The following is a 22,386-nucleotide window of genomic DNA, read 5'->3' as shown; positions in this document are numbered from 1 at the left end:
GACTCACCCAAGGCCGACGACGGAGGTTCAATCGATGGCGACCGACACCGGTGTCACCGGGCCCAGTAGGGCGAGGATCGAGCGCGCCACGCTGCGCGGGGATCGATGGTGGCTACCGCCCCTGGTCACGTTCGTGGTGTTCAGCGCGTTCATCGTGTACGCGAGCTGGCGGGCCTTCCAGGGCGCCAACTACTACACGACGCCCTACCTCTCACCGTTCTACGCCCCATGCCTGGCGACCAGCTGCCCGGAGTCGGCCTCCGATCTCGGTCAGCCGGTGGGCGACTGGTGGCGGCTGTCGCCGGCGCTGATCATCCTGATCTGGCCGCTCGGCTTCCGGATGACCTGCTACTACTACCGGAAGGCCTACTACCGGGCGTTCTGGCTGTCGCCGCCGGCCTGCGGGGTCGCCGAGCCGCACAAGGGGTACTCGGGCGAGACCCGGCTGCCGTTGATCTTGCAGAACGTGCACCGCTACTTCTGGTACGTCGCGATGCTGTTCGCGGTGCTGCTGTCGATCGACGCGATCCGCACGTTCCGCGACGCCGACGGCGCGTGGGGGCACATGGGGCTGGGCTCGATCCTCTTCGTGATCAACGCCGTCTACATCTGGCTCTACACGCTGTCGTGTCACTCCTGTCGACACACCGTGGGTGGCCGACTACGGCACTTCTCCAAGCATCCGGTGCGCTACCGCCTGTGGACCTGGGTGTCCCGGCTCAACGCCCGGCACGCGAGATACGCCTGGGTGTCGCTCTTCTCGATCGCGCTCACCGATCTTTACGTGTACCTGTTGGCCACCGGCCGGATCAGCGATCTGAGGTTCTTCTAGATGAGTGACAGGCACCCGATGACGGGCAATGAGATGTCCCCTGAGGCCGAGGGCGGTCTGGAGCGACACGCGTACGACGTGGTGGTGATCGGCGCCGGCGGCTCCGGCCTGCGCGCGGCGATCGCCGCCCACGAGGCGGGCGCCAGGGTGGCCGTGGTCTGCAAGTCGCTGCTCGGCAAGGCGCACACGGTGATGGCCGAGGGCGGCGCCGCCGCGGCGATGGGCAACGTCTACCCCGAGGACAACTGGCAGGTGCACTTCCGCGACACGATGCGTGGCGGCAAGATGCTGAACAACTGGCGGATGGCCCAGATCCACGCCCAGGAGGCGCCGGACCGGGTGATGGAGTTGGAGGACTGGGGGGCGCTCTTCGACCGCACCGCCGACGGCCTGATCAGTCAGCGTGACTTCGGGGGCCACCGGTACGCCCGGCTGGCGCACATCGGTGACCGCACCGGCCTGGAGTTGATCCGCACCCTGCAGCAGCGCCTGGTCGCGCTCGGCATCGACGTGTTCATGGAGTTCACCGTCACCGACCTGCTCAAGGACAGCGCCCAGCCGGGCCGGATCGGCGGCGCCGTCGGCTACTGGCGGGAGAGCGGCCGGTTCGTGGTCTTCGAGGCGCCGGCCGTGGTGCTGGCCACCGGTGGCTTCGGCAAGGCCTACAAGGTCACCTCCAACTCGTGGGAGTACACCGGCGACGGTCACGCCCTGGCGCTGCGGGCCGGGGCCAGCCTGATCAACATGGAGTGCGTCCAGTTCCACCCGACGGGCATGGTGTGGCCGCCGTCGGTGAAGGGGCTGCTGGTCACCGAGTCGGTGCGTGGGGACGGCGGGGTGCTGAAGAACTCCGAGGGTGAGCGGTTCATGTTCAACCACATCCCTGAGTACTTCCGGGCCGAGACCGCCGACACCATCGAGGAGGCGGACCGCTGGTACGACGACAAGAAGAACAACCGCAGGCCCCCGGAGCTGCTGCCACGCGACGAGGTGGCCCGGGCGATCAACGCCGAGGTCAAGGCGGGCCGCGGGTCGCCGCACGGTGGCGTCTACCTCGACATCGCGTCCCGGCGTACCCCTGAGGACATCCGCCGGCTGCTGCCGTCGATGTACCACCAGTTCAAGGAACTGGCCCTGGTCGACATCACTCAGGAGCCGATGGAGATCGGCCCCACCTGCCACTACGCGATGGGTGGCATCGAGGTGGACCCCGAGACCGAGGTCTCCGCGATCCCGGGGTTGTACGCCGTCGGCGAATGCTCGGGGGGTATGCACGGGTCCAACCGGCTCGGCGGCAACTCGCTGTCGGATCTGGTGGTCTTCGGCAAGCGCGCCGGCGACGCGGCCGCGGCGTACGCGTCCGAGGTGCGCGACTCGGTCGTCATCGCGGAGGCGGACCTCGAGGCTGCGCAGCGCGCCGCGCTGGCGCCGTTCGAGACCGAGGGCGGCGAGAACCCGTACACGATCCAGCAGGATCTGCAGCAGGCGATGAACGACCTGGTCGGCATCATCCGCGAGGGCACCGAACTCGAGGAGGCGCTGGAGCGGATCGAGGGGTTCAAGGAGCGTGCCAGACGGATGAGCGTCGAGGGGCACCGCCAGTACAACCCGGGCTGGCACCTCGCGGTCGACCTGCGCAACCTGCTGCTGGTCAGTGAGTCGATCGCCAAGGCGGCGCTCGCACGGCAGGAGTCGCGAGGTGGTCACACCCGCAACGACTTCCCGGGCCCCGATCCGGAGTGGGGCAAGAAGAACCTGGTGGTGAGTCTGAACGCGGCCGGGACCGGAGTCGACCTCGTGGAACAGTCGTTGCCCGAGATGCCCGACGAGTTGAAGTCGTTCTTCGAGGAGTAGGGAGAGGCCGATGAGCTACCAGTTGCAGATGCGGATCTGGCGCGGCGACGAGACCGGCGGCGACCTGGATGACTACTCCGTGGAGGTCGCCGAGGGCGAGGTGGTGCTGGACGCGATCCACCGGCTGCAGGCGACCCAGGCCGGCGACTTGGCGGTGCGGTGGAACTGCAAGGCCGGCAAGTGTGGCTCCTGCAGCGCGGAGATCAACGGGAAGCCGCGGCTGCTGTGCATGACCCGGCTCTCCGATTACGACCCTGCCGAGACGATCACGGTCACCCCGATGCGGGCCTTCCCGGTGATCCGCGACCTGGTCACCGACGTCTCCTTCAACTACGAGAAGGCCAAGGAGGTGCCGGCCTTCGCGCCGCCACCCCGCGACCCCGACGGCAAGCGTCGGATGATGCAGGTCGACGTGGAGCGCGGCCAGGAGTTCCGCAAGTGCATCGAGTGCTTCCTGTGCCAGAACACCTGCCACGTGGTCCGCGACCATGAGGAGAACAAGCCGGCCTTCGCCGGGCCCCGTTTCTTCCTGCGGTACGCCGAACTGGACATGCACCCGCTGGACACCCACGACCGCCGAGACCTGGCTCAGGACGCGGCCGGTCTGGGGTTGTGCAACATCACCAAGTGCTGCACCGAGGTGTGCCCCGAAGGCATCAAGATCACCGACAACGCGATCATCCCGATGAAGGAGCGGGTCGCCGACAAGAAGTTCGACCCACTGGTGTGGCTGGGGAACAAGATCGGGATCCGCAACAAGGACTACGACGGACGCGATTGAGGCCTCGGGATTGCTTGTGCGCAGGCACTAAAGCAACGGGTGCCCTTGGCATCGGGGGACTAGTCAGCCGGGTGTGACCTCTGTCACTGTACGCAGTGGGAGGGAACCGACGTCTCCGAGCGGCACTCGGGCCGAAGTTCCGAAAGGTTCATCCGCATGAGCGACGTGCGACCGACCCGTCACGACGCCGAGGACCGTGGTTCCTTCGGCCGACGAAGGTTCCTCGGGTATCTGGTGGGTGGGGCGACGGTGGTCGCAGCCGCAGAGTTGACGATGCTGACACCGCCAGCCGCCGCGGCAGTCCCCAGCGTTCCCCAGGTCGCGGACCTCTATGACCTCAATGAGTTGCTCACCGATGCGGCCCTGCCGACATCCCAACTGATCACGGTCACCATCCACGAGGACGGCTCTGCCAGCTTCGCTCTGCCCCGGGCCGAGGTCGGCCAGGGCATCACCACCGCCGTGGCGATGATCATCGCCGAAGAGTTGGAGATCGGGCTGGAGAAGGTGCGCGTCACCTTGGCGCCGGCCCGTCCGGAACTGGTCTGGAACCAGATCACCGGTGGCTCCAACACCATCCACGCGATGTACTACCCGATCCGGGTGGCCGCCGCGATCGCCAAGGGCGCGCTGCTGGAGGCCGCGGCTGTGCTGCTGGGCTATGGCGTCGACCGACTCACCGCCTATCAGGGACTGATCTCCGCGCCGGACGGGTCCACCGCCAGCTACGGAGATCTCGCCGCACTGGCTGCCTCCCCCTCCACCCGACAGGTGGCCGTCGACCTCAAGGACGATCGATCGTTCGGTGTCATCGGTCGCCCGACCAACCGCATCGACGCGCTGGCGGCGGTCACCGGGACCAAGGTCTACGCGACGGACCTCACCGTCGAGGGGGCGCTGCCCACCATGGTCTGTCGGGCACCCACCCTCAACGGCAGGCCGGTCTCGGTCCGCAACACCGCGCACGTCAAGGCGATGCCGGGGGTCACCCACGTCGCCCTGATCTCCACCGGGGTGGCGGTCCGGGCCAGGACCTTCGGCCAGTGCATCGACGCTATCCGAGCCCTCGACGTGGTCTGGCAGGACGGCCCGGTGGCGGGGCTGTCGGACGCCGACATCCTGGCCGGTGTCAAGGCAGCCGAACTGCCGATGCCGGCCCTCCCGGACAACCTGCTCGCCAAGACGATCTCGGCAGACTTCACCTTCTATTTCCGCAGTAACTCGGCGATGGACACCAATAGCGCCATCGCCGATGTGCGCAGTGATCGTGCCGAGATCTGGTCTTCGCTGAAGAATCCGATCTGGACCCAGCAGCGGATCGCACAGTCCCTCGGACTGCCCCAGGACAAGGTCAAGGTCAATGTGGTCGAGGGTGGGGGATCCTTCGGCCGGCGGCTCTTCTCCGACGGCGCCTTCGAGGCGGCCGAGGCGTCCCAGGTGATGGGCGTGCCGGTGAAGCTGATGTGGCACCGAGCCGATGACGCCAGGGTGGGCCGGGCACACCCGATGTGCACCTCACGGGTGCGGGCGATGCACAGCCTGGGCCAGGTGCTCGCCTTCCAGCAGTCACACACGAGCGTGGAGACCGACTACCGGCACGGCGTCGGCGAGATGCTCACCGCGACGGCTGCCGACCTGCCGCTCGGCCTGGGCAACCTGGGCTTCGCGCAGACGATCTTCAACACCACCCAGGTGATCCCCTACGACTTCGGGGTGCTGCTGCAGACGATCATGGAGACCGACTCCCGGTTCAACACGGCGTCGATGCGCAACATCTACTCACCCGACGTGCGCACGGCGAACGAACTCGTCGTCGACCAGCTGGCGAAGGCGATGCGCAAGGATCCGCTGGCGTTCCGGCTCGAGTTCCTGCGCAATGCCCGGCTCAAGCGGGTGCTGCAGGAGGCGGCCCGGCGGGCCGAGTGGGGCAAGTCGATGCCCGCAGGCATGGCGCAGGGGATCGGTGTCCATGTCGAGTACAAGGGCGTGAGCGCCTGCATCGTCGAGATCGACGCTCGCCCCGAGACCGTCAATCGACGGGTCTGGAACGGCGTCACCGGGCCACGGGTGACCCGGGCGACGATGGTCATGGACCCCGGCCTGGCGATCAACCCCCGTGGCGTGGAGGCGCAGATGCAGGGCTGTATCAACGACGCCATCGCGATGACGCTGACCAGCAGCCTGCACCTGCGTGACGGCCACTTCCTCGAGGCCAGTTGGGACAACTACTTCTACACCCGGCAATGGAACACGCCTCCCCAGGTCGAGACGGTGGTGATGCCGTCCGACGAACGCCCTGGTGGCGTCGGTGAGGCCGGGGTGGCGTCCGCCTGCGCGGCCGTGGCCTGCGCCTACGCCCGGGCCACGGGCACGATGCCGACCGAGTTCCCGATCAATCACAACCGGCCGCTCGGCTTCGAGCCGAAGTCGTTCATCCCGCCCGTGCCGCAGTCCCCGACCGACGGCCTCGACTTCACCTACTGAGGAGATTCCAGATGCCCGAGCAGACCTTCATCGTGAACGGGGCGAGGGTCACCGTCGACGTCGAGGACGATGTCCGCCTGCTGTGGGTGCTCCGCGACATCCTCGCGATCAACGGCCCGAAGTACGGATGTGGGATCAACGTGTGCAAGGCGTGCACCTCCCATATCAACGGCAAGGCGTTCAACCCGTGTGCGGTGCCCGTCGGCGCGTTGAAGGCGGACGACGAGGTGACCACGATCGAGGGGCTTCCCGGGCAGGTCCCCGATCGGCAGCGCGGTGAGCATGGCCTGCACCCGATGCAGGAGGCATGGCTCGACCGGGACGTCGCCCAGTGCGGCTACTGCCAGCCCGGTCAGATCATGGCCGCGGTCGCGCTGGTCAACAAGGTCAAGCGCGAGGGGCGCTCGATCACCGACGCCGACCTGGACGCGATCCGCAACATTTGCCGCTGCGGCACCTACACCCGGATCCGCGAGGCGATCCGGGACGGCGAACAAAGGATGTGACGCTGACTGCGAGGTGAGCGTGGGGTTCGGGCCGCCGATCGCGCGGCACTCAAGCGACCACGGGGTGGTGGGCGGCGAAGGCGCTCGGCACGTAGCGCACCATCAGTTCGTCGACCGCACTCGCCCAGGTGCGCGTGCTGATCAGTTCCCGGCCGCGTTCGCCGAGTAGGCCGCGCCGAGGATCGGCCACCACCGAGGAGACAGCCGTGAACAGGTCGCCGGTGCGGTCGGGGTCGAAGAGCAGCCCGGTCTGCTGATGCCGGACCACGTCCCGGGCACCGCCCGCATCCGCGGCCACCACCGGCAGCCCGCTGGCCGCGGCCTCCCGGAGTGCGTGCGCGCAGGTGAGCGTCTCGCCCGGGTGCACCAGCAGGTCCATCGATGCCATCGCCACCGCCAGGTCGCCGGTGCCGAGGGCGCCGGTGAACTTGGCGCCGGGCAACCGGTCGTCGAGCCAACTCCGTTGCGGCCCGTCACCGATGATCACCAGCCTGCTGCCAGGCACCGCAGCGGCCTCGACCAGTCGTCGTACGCCGTGACTCTTGTGCAGGCTGCCGACGAAGCCGACCACCACTCGCGGCCCTTGTGCCGATCGGGCCTTCGCCCACGAGTCGTGCAGGCGCTCGTCACGCACCGACGGGGCGAAGGCGACCGGGTCGACGCCTGGTGCCCACACCGGCGCCGCGACTCCGAGCCGGGCCACCTCGGCCCGCATCCAGTCGCAGGTGGTCAGCATCAGGTCGGAGCGGTCGACCACCTTGGCCTGCCAGTAGGCAGGGGTCAGGTCCCGCAACGGCGCCTGCTGCACGGTGAGCGTGGTGGCGCCGGCCCGCGAGGCATGCTTGAGCGCCTTGCGTCCGACCGTGCCGGGGGAGAGGACGATCACCAGCTCCGGGTTCCGGGCGGCCAACGCGGCGCGCACCTGAGCGCCGGGACGGTCCAGGGACCTGACCCTGGCCACCGAGCTGTTCCGGTAGCAGGCCAGCCCCGGGCCGGGGGCGATCAACGACACCTCATGACCGGTGTCGATCAGCCGGTCCAGGATCGCTTTCGCCGTCGTGGTGGCACCGTCGACGGCGGGATAGAACGACTCGGTCACCACAGTCACCCGCATGCCACCACTGTCAGTGTCCGGGACGAACACCTGGTGCCCCTGCCGGGGAACGGACGGCGACACCCACGTGAACTCGCCGGTGTCCCGGTGATGTTTCACTCACCGGCCTCGGCGCCCCGGGACCGGGCAATGGCTCTATCCTGCCCAGCATGGGCACAGCAGAGACTCCGCGCCTGGCGCTGGCGTCGGAGACCGACCGATACACGGCGCAGGACTGGGAGAAGGCCACCGCCGCCGTGCTCCGCAAGTCCGGTCGTCTCACCGAGAACGACCCCGACGCAGCGGTCTGGGACGCACTCACCCGGACCACCCTGGACGGGATCGCGGTGCCGCCGATCGGGGCGCCGGCCACCGTGGCCGGGCTCCCCGAGCCCGGCGTCCCCGGCGCGGCCCCGTTCACCCGCGGCCGGACGCTGCGAGGCGAGTGGGACATCCGCGCCGAACTGTCCGGCCCTGACGCGAAGACCGCGAACGAGGCGGCCCTGGCCGAGCTCAACGGCGGCGTCACCTCACTGCTGGTCCGGCTGGGCGTCGGGCTGACGCCCGCCGACCTGCCGCAGGTCCTCGACGGGGTCCGCCTTGACCTGGCCCCGGTGGTCCTGGAGACCAGGGCACTCGACGCCGCCGAGCGTCTCGCTGCCGCCCGGGCCCTGCTCGACCTCACCGGGGACAACCCGGCCGAAGGCACCAACCTGGGAGCCGACCCGTTGACCGACGACGTCGCCGAGGTGGCCGCTCTGGCCAGCGGTGCCGGTGTCCTCGGGTTCGTCATCGATGCCACCACCGTCCACGACACCGGCGCCTCCGACGCCCAGGAGCTCGGCTGGTCGCTGGCCGTCGGAGCCGCGGCCCTGCGCCGCCTGGTCGCGGCCGGCATCTCCGTGGACGACGCGCTCGGTCTGGTCGAGTTCCGCTACGCCGCCACCCCCGAGCAGTTCCCCACCATCGCCAAGCTGCGCGCGGCCCGCCGCTGCTGGTCGCGTGTCGCCGAACTCAGCGGCGCTACGGCCGAGCGGGGTGGCCAGCGGCAGCACGCGGTCACCTCCCGGCCCGCCCAGACCAAGTACGACCCCTGGGTCAACATGCTCCGCGGCACCGTCGGCGCCTTCGCGGCCGGTGTCGGCGGCGCCGACGCGGTCACCGTGGTCCCCTTCGACGCACCCCTAGGGGTCTCCGATGCGTTCGCGCGCCGGATCGCCCGGAACACCTCCGCGCTGCTGATCCACGAGTCCCACGTGGCGAGGGTCGCCGACCCGGCCGGTGGCGCGTACGCGGTGGAGAAGCTCACCGACGACCTGGCCGCAGCCGGCTGGGAGGAGTTCGGCCGGATCGAGGCCGCCGGTGGGATCGCGGCCGGGACGGCCGTGGCCGAGTTCGACGCCCGGGTCTCCGAGGTGGTCGCGGTCCGCGACCGTCAGGTCGCCACCCGGAAGCGGCCGATCACCGGGCTCAGCGAGTTCCCGAACCTCGCCGAGAGGCTGCCCGAACGCCTCCCCGCCGAGGGCGACGGCGTACGCCGCTACGGCGCGGCGTTCGAGGCGATGCGGGACAACCCCCCGAGCAGCCCGGTCTTCCTGGCCACCCTGGGTCCGGTCGCCGCACACACGGCCCGGGCCACCTTCGCCGCCAACCTGTTCGCCGCCGGCGGGGTTGCGGTCGAGGTCGGCGGACCCAGCACCGTCGTCGCCGACGTGATCGCCGCCTACGCCGGCCAGTCGGTGGTCTGCCTGGCCGGCACCGACGCGGCGTACGCCGAGTGGGGCGCCGACCTGGTCGCCGCCCTGCGCGAGGCAGGCGCCCGGCACGTCATCCTCGCCGGCAAGCCAGGCGACAAGACCCTTGCGGCCGCACTGGTGGACGACTCCTGTGCGATGGGCGTGGACGCCATCGCCTTCCTGACCACGACCCGGGAGAAGCTGGCATGAGCATCCCTGATTCCTTCGCCGGACTGTCGCTCTCCGATGGTCTCGACACGCCGACTCGTTCCTCGGCGACCACCCCACCAGCGACGAGCCAGGACCCCTGGACCTCGCCGGAGGGCATCGACATCCTGGGCGTCTACGGCCCCGAGCACCTCGCGGGCCTCGACGCGCTGGACACCTGGCCCGGACTGAGCCCGTTCCTGCGCGGCCCGTACCCGACGATGTACACCACCCAGCCGTGGACGATCCGGCAGTACGCCGGCTTCTCCACCGCCGAGGAGTCCAACGCCTTCTACCGACGCAACCTGGCGGCCGGCCAGAAGGGGCTGAGCGTCGCATTCGACCTGGCCACCCACCGCGGCTACGACTCCGACCACCCGCGGGTGCGCGGCGACGTCGGGATGGCCGGCGTGGCGATCGACTCGATCTATGACACCCGCACCCTCTTCGACGGCATCCCGCTGGACAAGATGAGCGTCTCGATGACCATGAACGGCGCCGTGCTGCCGGTGATGGCCCTCTACATCGTCGCGGCCGAGGAGCAGGGGGTGAAGCCGGAGCAGTTGGCAGGGACCATCCAGAACGACATCCTCAAGGAGTTCATGGTCCGCAACACCTACATCTACCCGCCGGCACCGTCGATGCGGATCATCTCCGACATCTTCGCCTACACCTCCGCGCACATGCCGCGGTTCAACTCGATCTCGATCTCCGGCTATCACATGCAGGAGGCCGGCGCGACCGCCGACCTGGAGTTGGCCTACACACTGGCCGACGGGGTCGAGTACATCCGCGCCGGGCTGGCCGCCGGGATGGACATCGACTCCTTCGCGCCGCGGCTCAGCTTCTTCTGGGCGATCGGGATGAACTTCTTCACCGAGATCGCCAAGATGCGCGCCGCCCGGGCGCTGTGGGCCCGGTTGGTGTCCGAGTTCGACCCGAAGAACCCCAAGTCGCTCAGCCTGCGCACCCACTCGCAGACCTCGGGTTGGTCGCTGACCGCCCAGGACGTCTTCAACAACGTCGGCCGCACCTGCATCGAGGCGATGGCCTCGACCCAGGGACACACGCAGTCGCTGCACACCAACGCCCTCGACGAGGCGATCGCGCTGCCGACCGACTTCTCCGCCCGGATCGCCCGCAACACCCAGTTGATGCTCCAGCAGGAGTCGCGGACGACCGAGATCATCGACCCGTGGGCGGGCTCCTACTACGTGGAGCGGCTCACCCACGACCTCGCCGAACGCGCGTGGGCCCATATCGCCGAGGCCGAGGCCGCCGGCGGCATGGCCAAGGCGATCGAGCAGGGCATCCCCAAGATGCGGATCGAGGAGGCGGCCGCCCGCACCCAGGCCCGGATCGACTCCGGCGCCCAGAAGGTGATCGGCATCAACACCTACCGGCAGGCCAACGAGGACCCGCTGGATGTGCTCAAGGTCGACAACGACGAGGTGTACAAGCAGCAGGTCGCCAAGTTGGAGCGGCTGCGCGCCGAGCGTCACGACGACGAGGTGCGCAGCGCCCTCGAGGCCCTCACCAAGGTCGCCGCCGGGGACGCCGACGGGAACCTGCTGGAGCTGGCTGTCGCCGCCGCCCGGGCGAAGGCCACCGTGGGCGAGATCTCGGACGCGATGGAGGAGCCGTGGGGTCGACACCAGGCGGTGATCCGTACCATCAGCGGCGTGTACAAGTCCGAGGCTCAGGGCAACGACGTGGTCGAGCAGGTGCTGGCCGCGACCGAGGCGTTCGCCGAGGCCGAGGGGCGCCGCCCTCGGATCCTGGTCGCCAAGATGGGCCAGGACGGCCACGACCGCGGCCAGAAGGTGGTCGTCTCCGCCTTCGCCGACATGGGCTTCGACGTCGACGTGGGCCCGCTGTTCTCCACGCCCGAGGAGGTCGCCCAGCAGGCGGTGGATGCCGACGTACACATCGTCGGGGTCTCCTCGCTGGCCGCGGGTCACCTGACCCTGCTGCCGGCGCTGAAGCAGGCGCTGGCCGATCTGGGCCGGGACGACATCATGGTCGTCATCGGTGGCGTGATCCCGCCCGACGACGTGGCCACTCTCAAGGAGATGGGTGCCGCGGCGGTGTTCCTGCCGGGCACGGTGATCTCCGAGTCGGCGTTGGGGTTGCTGACCGAGCTCTCCGCCCAGCTCGGCCACTGACGCCGTGGACATCGCCAGCCTCGTCGACGGTGTCCGCTCCGGGCACCGCGCCTCGGTGGCGCGGGCGATCACCGTGGTCGAGTCGACCGCGCCCCGACACCGGGCTGCGGCCCGGGAGCTGCTCGCCGCCCTGGCCGAGGGGCGCGGTGTCGACTCGCCGGCGGTGCGGGTCGGCATCTCCGGCGTCCCCGGGGTCGGCAAGTCCACCTTCATCGAGGCGCTCGGCGGCAACCTGACCGGGGCCGGCAGCCGGGTCGGCGTCCTCGCCGTGGACCCGTCCTCGGTGCGCACCGGCGGCTCGGTGCTGGGCGACAAGACCCGGATGGCGACGCTGTCGGTCGACCCGGATGCGTTCATCCGGCCGAGCCCCTCGGCAGGCACCCTCGGCGGCGTGGCCCGCGCCACCGCCCAGGCGATGACGGTCCTGGAGGCTGCCGGGTACGACGTGGTGCTGGTCGAGACCGTCGGCGTCGGCCAGTCCGAGGTCACCGTTGCCGGGATGGTGGACACGTTCCTCTTCCTCACCCTGGCCCGCACCGGCGACCAACTCCAGGGCATCAAGAAGGGCATCTTGGAGATCGCCGACGTGATCGCGGTCAACAAGGCCGACAGCGAGCGGGAGACGGAGGCGAAGGCGGCGGCCCGAGAGCTGTCCGGAGCGTTGCGGCTGGTGCACGGCTCGGCGGAGCGGGCCCCGAGCGTGGTCACCTGTTCGGCCCTCACCAACACCGGAGTGCGCGAGGTGTGGGACGAGGTGCTCGCCCACCGCGAGCGGATGGGCCCCGACGGGCTCGCCGGGAAGCGCGCCCGCCAACAGCTCGTGTTCGCCTGGGCGCTGGTCCGCGACGAACTGGAACAACGCCTCGCCCACTCGCCCGGCGTCGCCCTGGTCCGCGACGAGATCGAAACGCTGATCCTGGCCGGGGAGCTCGCCGCCCCGGCCGCGGCCGACCGGATCCTGGCCGCCTACGACGACCACTGAGCAGCCCGGTCCGGACCAGCACCGGCAGCGGTAGGGTGCGGGAACGATGACCGTGTCGCGTACCACCCCCGCCATCGTCGGCCACCTCGCCGGCGAACTGATCGCGCTCCGCCGGGACCTGCACGCCCACCCCGAGCTCTCCTGGGCCGAGCACCGCACCACCTCGCTGGTCGCCGACCGGCTGGAGGCAGCCGGGATCACGGTCACCCGGATGCCCCGCAACGGACTGGTCGCCGACGTCGGCACCGGGGACCGGGTGGTGGCCCTGCGCGCCGACCTGGACGCCCTCCCCGTCGACGACCTGACCGGGGATCCGTGGGCCAGCACGACCCCAGGCGTCGCCCACGCCTGCGGGCACGACGTACACACCGCCGGACTGGTCGGCGCCGGGCTGGTGCTGGCCGAGCTGGCGGCCTCCGGTGACCTGCCAGGGCGGGTGCGGTTGGTCTTCCAGCCGGCCGAGGAGGTGATGCCCGGCGGCGCCCTGGAGGTGCTGGAGCAGGGTGTCCTGGACGGGGTCGACGAGATCTACGGCGTGCACTGCGACCCCAGCATCGACGTGGGCACCATCGGGCTCCGTGAGGGGCCGATCACCGGAGCCGCGGACGCCCTCGACATCCACCTCTCCGGGCGGGGCGGGCACACCTCACGACCACACCTGACCGAGGACCTCACCTTCGCGCTCGGCAAACTGGTCACCGAACTGCCGGCGATCCTCTCGCGGCGTCTGGACCCACGCGCCGGCGTCAGCGTGGTCTGGGGGAAGGTCCGCGCCGGGGCCGCGCACAACGTGATCCCGGCGACCGGTCACCTGGCCGGCACCGTCCGGATGCTCGACGCCCTGGCCTGGGGTGAGGCGGAGAAGCTGGTCACCGAGATGATCGCCACCATCGTGGAGCCCTACGGCGTCACCGCGCGGGTGAACTACCAGCGGGGCGTGCCGCCGGTGGTCAACGACCACCGTTGCACCGCAGTGATGGGTCAGGCGGCCACCGCGATCCTCGGTGAGGACGGGCTGGTGCCGACCCTGCAGAGTCTGGGCGGGGAGGACTTCGGCTGGTACCTGTCCCGCATCCCCGGCGCGATGGCCCGGCTCGGCACTCGCAGCCCCGGCGGCCCGACGTACGACCTGCACCGCGGCGAGCTGCGGATCGACGAACGCAGCGTCACCATCGCCGCAGGGCTGCTGGCCGAAGTCGCGGTCCGGGCGCTGGCCGCGGGGACACGCGTCACGACTGCGTAACAACTACGTCCCGGTCCCTACCTTGTGGGTGTTCGCATGGCCGGTCCGCCACTAGTGTGCAGCCATCCGTGCGCGCGTTCGCGCACGCTATGAACCAAGGAGGAATCTTGCGCAGGTCAGCCAAGATCATGATCGCCGGCATGGCGGCGAGCCTGGTGCTCGCCGGGTGCGGCACCGACGACCCGGACGGGCCAGACACCGACCCCGGCACCGACCCGGGCACGTCCGAGGTGAAGGTAGGCCTCGCCTACGACGTGGGCGGTCGTGGCGACCAGTCCTTCAACGACGCTGCCGCCGCCGGCCTGGACCGCGCGATCGCCGACTTCGGGGTGGACTCCACCGAGTCCTCGGCCATCGACGGCGAGCCGGAGTCCGCCCGCGAGGAGCGGCTCATCCAGTTGGCCGATGCCGGCTTCAACCCGGTGATCGGCGTGGGCTTCGCCTACGCCGGTGCGGTGGCCAAGGTGGCGCCGCAGTTCCCCGACACCCAGTTCGGTCTGATCGACAGCACCGACGCGATGGGCGACAACATCGCCAACCTGGTGTTCCCCGAGCACGAGGGATCCTTCCTGGTCGGGGCCGCCGCCGCGCTGAAGTCCGAGACCGGCAAGATCGGCTTCATCGGCGGCGTCAACGTGCCACTGATCGCGAAGTTCGAGGCCGGGTACGCCGCGGGTGCGCTGGCCGTGAACCCCGACATCGAGATCGAGTCGACCTACCTCACCCAGCCGCCGGACTTCTCCGGCTTCGGTGACCCCGCCAAGGGCCGCACCGCCGCCGAGGGCCAGTTCGACGCCGGCGCCGACGTCGTCTACCACGCCGCCGGTGGTTCCGGCCTGGGTGTCTTCCAGGCCGCCGACACCGCAGGTGGCCTGGCGATCGGTGTGGACTCCGACCAGTACCACACCGTGCCGTCGGAGCTGCAGGACGTGATCCTGACCTCGATGCTCAAGCAGGTCGATGTCGCGGTCTACGACTACATCAAGAGCTTCATCGACGGCAGCCCGCTGTCGGGTGAGGTCGTCTTCGGCCTGGAGGCCGGCGGGGTCGACTACTCCACCAGCGGTGGTCTGGTCGACGACATCGCCGACCAGCTCGACGAGTTCAAGCGGCAGATCATCGCCGGGGAGATCACCGTTCCCGACTCGATGTGAGGCAGCACCTCAGCGGGCCAGCCGAAGTCCTCGGCTGGCCCGCTGAGTCCTTCCAGACCGACCCCACGACCTTCGCCGACGCGGTAGCGTTCGGCTGGGCGGGGTGAGGCCCCGGCACGAGTGAGGAGGGTCCGTGAGCGACGAGACACCCGTCGCCGTGCGGCTGACCGGCATCGGCAAGCGGTTCCCCGGTGTCATCGCCAACGACGACGTCAACCTGACCGTGCACCCCGGCACGGTGCACGCGGTCGTCGGCGAGAACGGCGCCGGCAAGTCCACCCTGATGAAGATCCTGTACGGCGTGCAAGCGCCGGACTCGGGAACCATCGAGGTCGAGGGCAACCAGGTCTCGTTCTCCTCACCCGCCGACGCCATCGACGTCGGCATCGGGATGGTCTTCCAGCACTTCCAGTTGGCCGACAACTTCACCGTCCTGGAGAACATCGTCCTCGGCGCCGAGAAGCTGCACGGCACCGGTGAGCGGGCCCGGCGCCGAATCCGGGAACTGGCCTCCGCCTACGGCTTCGCGATCAACCCGGACGCGCTGGTCGAGCACCTCGGGGTCGGTGCCCGGCAGCGGGTGGAGATCCTCAAGGTGCTCTATCGCGGCGCCCGGATCATCATCCTCGACGAGCCGACCGCAGTGCTGGTGCCCCAGGAGGTGGACGAACTCTTCGACAACCTCCGCGAACTCAAGGCCGAGGGGCTCACCGTCATCTTCATCTCGCACAAGCTCGACGAAGTGCTCAAGGTCGCCGACGAGATCACCGTGATCAGGCGCGGCACCACCGTCGACACCGTCGTTCCCGCCGATGTCACCGCCCGCGACCTGGCCACCCTGATGGTCGGCTCCGAACTCCCGTCCCCGGCGACCGAGGTGTCCACGGTCACCGACCAGGTGCTGCTGGAGGTCTCCGGGGTCGGACTGGTCGACCCGCACGGCGGCCGGGACCTGCTCACCGACATCAGGTTCACCATCCACCGGGGAGAGGTGCTCGGCATCGCCGGGGTGGAGGGCAACGGCCAGTCCGAACTGGTCGAGGTGATCATGGGCATCCGACACAGCCCCGCAGGGACCATCCGGCTGGCCGGACGGGAGATCAGCGACGAGTCCACCACCCGCCGCCGGGAGACCGGCATCGGCTACATCCCCGAGGACCGACACCGGCATGGCCTGCTGCTCGACTCGCCACTGTGGGAGAACCGGATCCTGGGCCACCAGACCCGCCCGCCCTGCAGCCGGCGCGGCTTCATCGATCGGGCCGGCGCCCGCGCCGACACCGAACGCATCGTTACCTCGTACGACGTACGCACTCCCGGCATCGACACCCATGCCCGGGCGCTGTCCGGCGGCAACCAGCAGAAGCTGATCGTCGGCCGGGAGATGAGCGGCGACCCGGTGCTCTTGATCGCCGCCCATCCCACCCGCGGTGTCGACGTCGGCGCCCAGGCTGCCATCTGGGACCACATCAAGACCGCCCGGCGCAAGGGCCTGGCGGTGCTGTTGATCTCGGCCGATCTCGACGAGCTCATCGGGCTGTCGGATCGGATCGCGGTGATGCTCCGCGGGGCGCTGGTCGGCGAGGTCGACCCGCGCACCGTCACGCCGACGCAACTCGGCTCGGCGATGACCGGAGCGGAGGTGCCGGCATGATCCGGGTGCGCAGCATGCTGATGACGATGGCGGCTCCGATCCTGGCGGTGGCGCTGGCGGTGCTGATCACCACCGTGGTGCTGCTCGCCGCCGGGGATCCGGTCGGCCGGGTGTGGGGGACGATCTTCTCCGAACCGCGACCGCGCAACATCGTCAACATCATCAACTCCGGTTCGGTGCTCTACCTCTCCGCGCTGGCTGCCGCGGTCGGCTTCCGGATGGGCCTGTTCAACATCGGCGTCGACGGCCAGTACCGGATCGCCGCCTTCGCGGCCGCCTATGTGGCCGGCCAGGCGTGGGTGCCCGGGATCCTCAACATCGCCCTGGCCATCCTCACCGCGATGCTGGTCGGTGCGATGTGGGCAGGCATCGCCGGGCTGCTCAAGGTCACTCGCGGCATCTCCGAGGTGATCTCCACGATCATGTTGAACGCGATCGCCACCGCCCTGGTGGCCTGGATGCTGCGCTCGGTCGCGGTGCCGGGCAGCAACAACATCACCACCACCCCGATCCCCGAGTCCAGCCGGGTGCCCGGGATGGCGCTGATCCCCGGCGCCCACAACGAGATCTACGGGTTCGTCTTCCTCGCCGTCGCGGCCGGCCTCTTCTACTGGGTGCTGCTGTCGCGGACCCGGTTCGGCTTCAACCTGCGCGCCACCGGAGCGTCGGAGTCGGCGGCGGTGGCCAGTGGCATCGACACCAAGAAGATGATCCTGGCCGCGATGCTGATCAGCGGCGCGGTCGCCGGGCTGGTCGGCATGCCGCTGCTCTTCGGCGACTCCTACTCCTACGGGGTCACCTTCCAGCCGGGCCTCGGATTCGCTGGCATCGCGGTGGCGCTGCTGGGCCGCAACCACCCGGTCGGGATCGCCTTCGGGGCGTTGCTCTTCGCCTTCCTCAACGAGCAGGCCAATGCGCTGCAGTTGCAGGCCGGCGTCTCCGCCGAGATCGTCAAGGTCATGCAGGGCATCACCGTGCTGTCGGTGGTGATCGCCTACGAGGTGGTACGCCGCGCCAACCGCGCCGCGGAGCAGCGGCGGGTGGCCGCCGAACTGGCCCGGGCCCGCGCCGAGGCGACGGAGGTGACCGGATGAGCACGCCCACCCACGAGGTCCCCCGAGACGAGACGGTGACCCGGAGCCGGTTCAGTTGGGGCTGGCTGCTGATCGGCATCGCCGGCGTGATCCTGGCCCTCGGTGCGCTGCGCACCGTCACCGGCGCCGACGACGTCGCCTCTGCAGGCACGATGGGAGCGGCGGTGCGGGCGGCGATGCCGATCGCGCTGGCCGGCCTGGGCGGCCTCTGGGCGGAACGGGCCGGGGTGGTGAACATCGGCCTCGAGGGGATGATGATCCTCGGCACCTTCGGAGCCGGGTTCGCCGGCTACCAGTGGGGGCCGTGGGCGGCCCTGGCGTTCGCCGTCTTCATGGGCACCGTCGGCGGCCTGATCCACGCCATCGCCACCGTCGGATTCGGGGTCGACCACATCGTCTCGGGAGTGGCGGTCAACATCATCGGCCTGGGTGCCGCGCAGTACCTGGCCGCGCTGACGTTCACCGGCAAGCCCGGCGGCGGCCCCACCCAGTCCCCGCCGGTGGAGCGGATGCCGACCTTCGACATCCCCGGCCTCTCCTGGGCCGGCCGGGAACTGGCCCAGACCGACCTCGTCTTCCTCACCGATGCCGGGGCCGTGCTGGCCGGCCTGACCACCCGGGTCAGCCTGCTCACCGTGATCGGTCTGGCCTGCATCGTCGGCACCTGGCTGTTGCTGTGGCACACCAGTTTCGGTCTCCGGGTCCGCGCCTGTGGTGAGAACCCGCAGTCGGCCGAGACCCTCGGTGTCAACGTCTACCTCTACAAGTACTCCGCAGTCCTCGCCTCCGGGGCGATGGCCGGTCTCGGCGGCGCGTTCCTGGTCGACGACGCCTCGGTCTACCGGGACGGACAGACCGGTGGTCGTGGCTACATCGGCCTCGCCGCGATGATCTTCGGCAACTGGCGGCCCGGCGGACTGGTCGCCGGGGCCGGCCTCTTCGGCTACACCGACGCGCTCCGGTTGCGTCGCGGCGGCGAGTCCGTGCACGCCCTGCTGCTGCTGATCGGGGTGGGGCTGATCGCGCTGGCGGTGTGGTGGCTCTGGAAGCGCAAGGTCGCCCAGGCAGGCGTCACCGCCGCCTTCGGAGTGGGACTGGTGGTGCTGCACCTGGCCACCGATTCGGTGCCGAGTGACTTCACCGGGATGACGCCGTTCATCGCCACCCTGCTGGTGCTCGGTCTGGCTTCCCAACGACTGCGGATGCCGAAGGCCGACGGGCAGCGATATCGACGCGGCGAGGCCGGCTAGTGGCAGCGACGATCCCCACCGAGGCCCCGTGGCCGGAGTTGGTCGAGGCGGCACGTGCAGTGATGCGCCGCGCCTACGCGCCGTACTCGAACTTCCCGGTCGGGGCGGCCGCCCGCGTCGACGACGGACGCACCGTCGTCGGCTGCAACGTCGAGAACGCCTCCTACGGGGTCGGGCTGTGCGCCGAGTGCGGCCTGGTCTCGGCGTTGCACGCCAGCGGCGGTGGCCGGCTCACCCACTTCGTCTGCGTGGACGGGCTGGGCGACCTGCTGATGCCCTGCGGCCGGTGCCGGCAACTGCTCTTCGAGCACGGCGGCGCCGACCTGACGTTGCTCACCGTCTCCGGGGTCCGTTCGATGGCCGAGGTGCTGCCGGACGCTTTCGGACCCGCCGATCTTGACCGCGTCGACGAACCGAAGGGCCGCGGGTGAGGACCACCGACATCGACCTGTCAGCCATCGTGGACGACCCCTACCCGGCACTGGCGGCCGAGCGGAAGCGGCACCCGATCGCCTGGCATCAGGGCACCGGCCGCTGGCTGACCTTCGACCACGCCAGCGCCTCGGCGGTGCTCCGGGACCGGCGGCTCGGCCGGTTGTGGACCGACCGGGAGCCGGCCGCCTACCTGGAGCCGTTCAACCTGCTGCACCGCAACCAGATGATGGAGAACGAACCGCCCGCGCACACCCGGCTCCGCAGAAGGGTCGCCGGCGCCTTCAACCGGGGCCACGTCGAGCGGCTGCGACCGCGGGTCCGTGAGATCGCCGCAGGGTTGCTGGCCGAGGCCGGGGACGAGTTCGACCTGATCGCCGAGTACGCCGAGCCGCTGCCGGTGCTGGTGATCGCCGACCTGCTCGGTGTCGATGAGGCGCTGGTGCCGATGCTGCGGGACTGGTCGCAGGCGATCGTGCGGATGTACGAGATCGACCCGTCCCCGACCGTGGTCGACGCTGCGGTGGCCGCGGCGGGTGAGTTCGCCGGGGCGATCAGGGAGTTGGCGAAGGCACGCGCCGCCGAGCCTCGCGACGACCTGGTCTCGGACCTGGTCGCGGTCTCCACGCTGGCCGGCCAGAGCGACGACCCGCTCACCGAGGACGAAGTGGTCGCCTCCGCGGTGCTGCTGCTCAACGCCGGCCACGAGGCCAGCGTGAACGTCTTCGGCAACGGGCATGTGGCGATGCTGAGCCGCGGCCTGGCACCGGATCTGGCGCGCATCGACGCCTGCGTGGAGGAGATGCTTCGCTTCGACTCCGCCCTGCAGCTCTTCGAACGCACCGCGACCGAGACGGTCCAGATCGGCGACGTGAGCATCGAGGCCGGCCAGAGGGTGGCCGCGCTGCTTGGTGCCGCCAACCGGGACCCAGCGGTCTTCGACGACCCCGACTCCTTCGACGTCACCCGGGATCCGAACCCGCACCTGGCCTTCGGTGCCGGGCTGCACTTCTGCCTCGGCGCACCACTGGCGAGGATGGAGATGATCGAGTCGATGGCGCTGCTGTGGCAGCAGCGGCCCGGGTTGCGGTTGGCCGGCGAGCCAGAGAGTCGCGGCACCTTCGTGCTCCGCGGCTACCACCGAGTGAGGGTGAACAGTCATGCATGACGCGGTCGAGGTGATCCTCGCCAAACGGGACGGTCAGGTGCTCACCGACTCCCAGATCGACTGGGTGATCGATGCCTACACCCGCGGCGAGGTGGCCGACGAACAGATGTCAGCGCTGGCGATGGCGATCCTGCTCAACGGGATGACCCGCCCCGAGACCGGCCGTTGGACCGCGGCGATGATCGCCTCGGGGGAGCGGATGGACTTCTCCATGCTGAGCAGGCCCACCGCCGACAAGCACTCCACGGGCGGGGTCGGCGACAAGATCACCCTGCCGCTCGCCCCGCTGGTGGCCGCGTGCGGGGTGGCGGTGCCGCAACTCTCCGGTCGCGGCCTGGGACACACCGGCGGCACCCTGGACAAGCTCGAGTCCATCCCTGGCTGGCGGGCGCTGCTGAGCAACGCCGAGATGCTCGGGCAACTGGAGTCCGTCGGCGCAGTGATCTGCGCGGCGGGTGACGGGCTGGCCCCGGCGGACCGGAAGCTGTACGCGCTGCGGGACGTGACCGGCACGGTGGAGGCGATCCCGTTGATCGCCTCCTCGATCATGAGCAAGAAGATCGCCGAGGGCACCGGTGCCCTGGTGCTCGACGTCAAGGTCGGGGTCGGCGCGTTCATGAAGTCGGTCGACGATGCCCGCGAACTGGCCCGCACGATGGTGGATCTTGGCTCCGACGCCGGGGTGCGCACCGTCGCGGTGCTCACCGACATGGACACCCCGCTGGGCTTCACCGCGGGCAACGCGATCGAGGTCGACGAGTCCGTCGAGGTGCTGGCCGGTGGCGGTCCGGCGGACGTGGTGGAGCTGACGCTGACGCTGGCCCGGGAGATGCTCGCCGCCGCCGGACGGGACGACGTCGACCCGGCCGACCGGCTCGCCGACGGCTCCGCGATGGACACCTGGCGGGCGATGATCACCGCTCAGGGAGGTGACCCGGGGGCACCGCTGCCGGTGGCGCAGGAGTCGCAGGTGGTCACCGCACCGACCTCCGGCGTACTGACCCGACTGGACGCGATGGCGGTCGGTCTGGCGGCCTGGCGGCTGGGCGCGGGCCGGGCCCGCAAGGAGGATCCCGTGCAGGCGGGCGCGGGCGTCCGCTGGCATGCCCGACCCGGCGACCCGGTCACCGCCGGGCAGCCGCTGTTCACCCTGCTCACCGACACCCCGGAGAAGTTCGACCGGGCGTTGGCGGCGCTGGAGGGCGGCTACGACATCGGCACGGCGTACACGCGGACCCCGCTGCTCCTGGACCGACTCGCCTGAGCCTCGTGCGCCGGCTCAGGGGAGCAGCAGGACCACCGTCTCAGCGACGCACGCGGGCTTGGCCTCGCCGTCGATCTCGATGGTGTGCTTGACCGTCAACTGCTTGCCGGCCGGGACGTCGACCACCGCGGCGATCGAGACATGCAAACGGATCCGCTGGCCGACCTTGACCGGGTTCGGGAAGCGCACCTTGTTGACCCCGTAGTTGAGCTTGGCGCCGGGCGTCTGCAGCGAGAAGATCTGGCTGCCCAACCACGGCACCAGTGACAGGGTCAGGTAGCCATGCGCGATGGTCCCACCGAAGGGCCCTTCCTTGGCCCGCTCCACATCGACGTGGATCCACTGGTGGTCACCGGTCGCGTCGGCGAACTGGTTCACCCGCTTCTGGTCGATGGTCACCCAGTCACTGGAGCCGAGCTCGGTGCCGGCGGAGGATTCGATCTCTTCGAAAGTCGTGAAAACGCGCATGTCGCAAACGTACTGCACC

General features: G+C 70.0%; 18 protein-coding genes. 16 read left to right on the top strand and 2 right to left on the bottom strand.

Features of this window, described 5'->3' with window-relative positions; genetic code table 11:
* The first annotated feature begins 34 nt into the window (after positions 1-34).
* The 5 genes from sdhC to JKG67_RS08880 all read left to right on the top strand — a co-directional run bounded on the left by sdhC (position 35) and on the right by JKG67_RS08880 (position 6,457).
* Positions 35-832 (top strand): succinate dehydrogenase subunit SdhC, encoded by a 798-nt coding sequence (gene sdhC / locus JKG67_RS08900; RefSeq protein ID WP_203336926.1) that lies wholly within the window; start codon positions 35-37, stop codon positions 830-832.
* Positions 833-2,686 carry a fumarate reductase/succinate dehydrogenase flavoprotein subunit gene (locus JKG67_RS08895; protein WP_203336925.1) on the top strand — a complete coding sequence of 618 codons (1,854 nt, stop codon included), beginning with the start codon at positions 833-835 and terminating at the stop codon, positions 2,684-2,686. It begins immediately after the preceding gene.
* A gap of 10 nt (positions 2,687-2,696) precedes the next feature.
* Entirely contained in the window at positions 2,697-3,467 is a 771-nt protein-coding gene (locus JKG67_RS08890) for a succinate dehydrogenase/fumarate reductase iron-sulfur subunit (RefSeq protein WP_203336924.1), read from the top strand.
* Between the two features lie 156 nt (positions 3,468-3,623).
* Positions 3,624-5,951 (top strand): molybdopterin cofactor-binding domain-containing protein, encoded by a 2,328-nt coding sequence (locus JKG67_RS08885; RefSeq protein WP_203336923.1) that lies wholly within the window; start codon positions 3,624-3,626, stop codon positions 5,949-5,951.
* A gap of 11 nt (positions 5,952-5,962) precedes the next feature.
* Entirely contained in the window at positions 5,963-6,457 is a 495-nt protein-coding gene (locus tag JKG67_RS08880; protein WP_203336922.1) for a (2Fe-2S)-binding protein, read from the top strand.
* A gap of 49 nt (positions 6,458-6,506) precedes the next feature.
* Here JKG67_RS08880 and JKG67_RS08875 read toward each other — a convergent pair whose 3' ends face one another.
* Positions 6,507-7,571: a glycosyltransferase gene (locus tag JKG67_RS08875; RefSeq protein ID WP_203336921.1), complete on the bottom strand. Its 1,065-nt coding sequence runs from the start codon at positions 7,569-7,571 to the stop codon at positions 6,507-6,509.
* Positions 7,572-7,720: 149 nt separating this feature from the next.
* Between JKG67_RS08875 and JKG67_RS08870 the strand changes: the two genes are divergently transcribed.
* From JKG67_RS08870 to JKG67_RS08820, 11 genes are all read left to right on the top strand, one after another.
* The gene (locus tag JKG67_RS08870; protein WP_203336920.1) at positions 7,721-9,496 is read left to right on the top strand and encodes a methylmalonyl-CoA mutase family protein; all 1,776 of its coding nucleotides are present in this window, start codon (positions 7,721-7,723) and stop codon (positions 9,494-9,496) included.
* Positions 9,493-11,658, top strand: a complete 2,166-nt coding sequence (gene scpA, locus JKG67_RS08865; RefSeq protein ID WP_203336919.1) for a methylmalonyl-CoA mutase — start codon at positions 9,493-9,495, stop codon at positions 11,656-11,658. The genes JKG67_RS08870 and scpA overlap by 4 nt, the downstream gene beginning before the upstream one ends.
* Positions 11,659-11,662: 4 nt before the next feature.
* Complete coding sequence (meaB, locus tag JKG67_RS08860; protein WP_203336918.1) at positions 11,663-12,640, top strand: methylmalonyl Co-A mutase-associated GTPase MeaB; 978 nt, start codon at positions 11,663-11,665, stop codon at positions 12,638-12,640.
* A 46-nt stretch (positions 12,641-12,686) separates the two neighbouring features.
* Positions 12,687-13,883: an amidohydrolase gene (locus tag JKG67_RS08855; protein WP_203336917.1), complete on the top strand. Its 1,197-nt coding sequence runs from the start codon at positions 12,687-12,689 to the stop codon at positions 13,881-13,883.
* 107 nt (positions 13,884-13,990) lie between these two features.
* A complete protein-coding gene (locus tag JKG67_RS08850; protein ID WP_238998153.1) occupies positions 13,991-15,037 on the top strand; it encodes a BMP family lipoprotein in 1,047 nt (348 codons plus the stop codon).
* 133 nt (positions 15,038-15,170) lie between these two features.
* On the top strand, positions 15,171-16,691 hold the full coding sequence (locus tag JKG67_RS08845; RefSeq protein WP_203336916.1) for an ABC transporter ATP-binding protein: 1,521 nt from the start codon (positions 15,171-15,173) through the stop codon (positions 16,689-16,691).
* Positions 16,688-17,785 (top strand): ABC transporter permease, encoded by a 1,098-nt coding sequence (locus tag JKG67_RS08840; protein ID WP_203336915.1) that lies wholly within the window; start codon positions 16,688-16,690, stop codon positions 17,783-17,785. The genes JKG67_RS08845 and JKG67_RS08840 overlap by 4 nt, the downstream gene beginning before the upstream one ends.
* Positions 17,782-19,035 (top strand): ABC transporter permease, encoded by a 1,254-nt coding sequence (locus tag JKG67_RS08835; RefSeq protein WP_203336914.1) that lies wholly within the window; start codon positions 17,782-17,784, stop codon positions 19,033-19,035. Before JKG67_RS08840 ends, JKG67_RS08835 begins: the two co-directional genes overlap by 4 nt.
* A gap of 11 nt (positions 19,036-19,046) precedes the next feature.
* The gene (locus JKG67_RS08830; protein ID WP_307816495.1) at positions 19,047-19,466 is read left to right on the top strand and encodes a cytidine deaminase; all 420 of its coding nucleotides are present in this window, start codon (positions 19,047-19,049) and stop codon (positions 19,464-19,466) included.
* On the top strand, positions 19,463-20,635 hold the full coding sequence (locus JKG67_RS08825; RefSeq protein WP_203336913.1) for a cytochrome P450: 1,173 nt from the start codon (positions 19,463-19,465) through the stop codon (positions 20,633-20,635). The genes JKG67_RS08830 and JKG67_RS08825 overlap by 4 nt, the downstream gene beginning before the upstream one ends.
* Entirely contained in the window at positions 20,628-21,899 is a 1,272-nt protein-coding gene (locus JKG67_RS08820; RefSeq protein ID WP_203336912.1) for a thymidine phosphorylase, read from the top strand. Before JKG67_RS08825 ends, JKG67_RS08820 begins: the two co-directional genes overlap by 8 nt.
* Before the next feature lie 15 nt (positions 21,900-21,914).
* On the opposite strand, the gene JKG67_RS08815 is transcribed toward JKG67_RS08820, so the two are convergent.
* Positions 21,915-22,367, bottom strand: coding sequence for a MaoC family dehydratase (locus JKG67_RS08815; RefSeq protein ID WP_203336911.1), 453 nt, complete (start codon positions 22,365-22,367; stop codon positions 21,915-21,917).
* Positions 22,368-22,386: the final 19 nt, after the last annotated feature.

Source organism: Nocardioides limicola (genome assembly GCF_016827675.1).
Taxonomy (GTDB): domain Bacteria; phylum Actinomycetota; class Actinomycetes; order Propionibacteriales; family Nocardioidaceae; genus Nocardioides; species Nocardioides limicola.
This window is presented reverse-complemented; position numbering and strand designations above follow the sequence as displayed.

Excerpts from the sequence above, each read along its gene's own strand:
- JKG67_RS08815 (WP_203336911.1), bottom strand. The coding sequence starts at position 22,367 with ATGCGCGTTTTCACGACTTTCGAAGAGATCGAATCCTCCGCCGGCACC.
- JKG67_RS08890 (WP_203336924.1), top strand. The coding sequence starts at position 2,697 with ATGAGCTACCAGTTGCAGATGCGGATCTGGCGCGGCGACGAGACCGGC.
- JKG67_RS08880 (WP_203336922.1), top strand. The coding sequence starts at position 5,963 with ATGCCCGAGCAGACCTTCATCGTGAACGGGGCGAGGGTCACCGTCGAC.
- JKG67_RS08820 (WP_203336912.1), top strand. The coding sequence starts at position 20,628 with ATGCATGACGCGGTCGAGGTGATCCTCGCCAAACGGGACGGTCAGGTG.
- JKG67_RS08895 (WP_203336925.1), top strand. The coding sequence starts at position 833 with ATGAGTGACAGGCACCCGATGACGGGCAATGAGATGTCCCCTGAGGCC.
- JKG67_RS08835 (WP_203336914.1), top strand. The coding sequence starts at position 17,782 with ATGAGCACGCCCACCCACGAGGTCCCCCGAGACGAGACGGTGACCCGG.
- JKG67_RS08870 (WP_203336920.1), top strand. The coding sequence starts at position 7,721 with ATGGGCACAGCAGAGACTCCGCGCCTGGCGCTGGCGTCGGAGACCGAC.
- JKG67_RS08875 (WP_203336921.1), bottom strand. The coding sequence starts at position 7,571 with ATGCGGGTGACTGTGGTGACCGAGTCGTTCTATCCCGCCGTCGACGGT.
- JKG67_RS08885 (WP_203336923.1), top strand. The coding sequence starts at position 3,624 with ATGAGCGACGTGCGACCGACCCGTCACGACGCCGAGGACCGTGGTTCC.
- scpA (WP_203336919.1), top strand. The coding sequence starts at position 9,493 with ATGAGCATCCCTGATTCCTTCGCCGGACTGTCGCTCTCCGATGGTCTC.
- JKG67_RS08855 (WP_203336917.1), top strand. The coding sequence starts at position 12,687 with ATGACCGTGTCGCGTACCACCCCCGCCATCGTCGGCCACCTCGCCGGC.
- JKG67_RS08840 (WP_203336915.1), top strand. The coding sequence starts at position 16,688 with ATGATCCGGGTGCGCAGCATGCTGATGACGATGGCGGCTCCGATCCTG.
- sdhC (WP_203336926.1), top strand. The coding sequence starts at position 35 with ATGGCGACCGACACCGGTGTCACCGGGCCCAGTAGGGCGAGGATCGAG.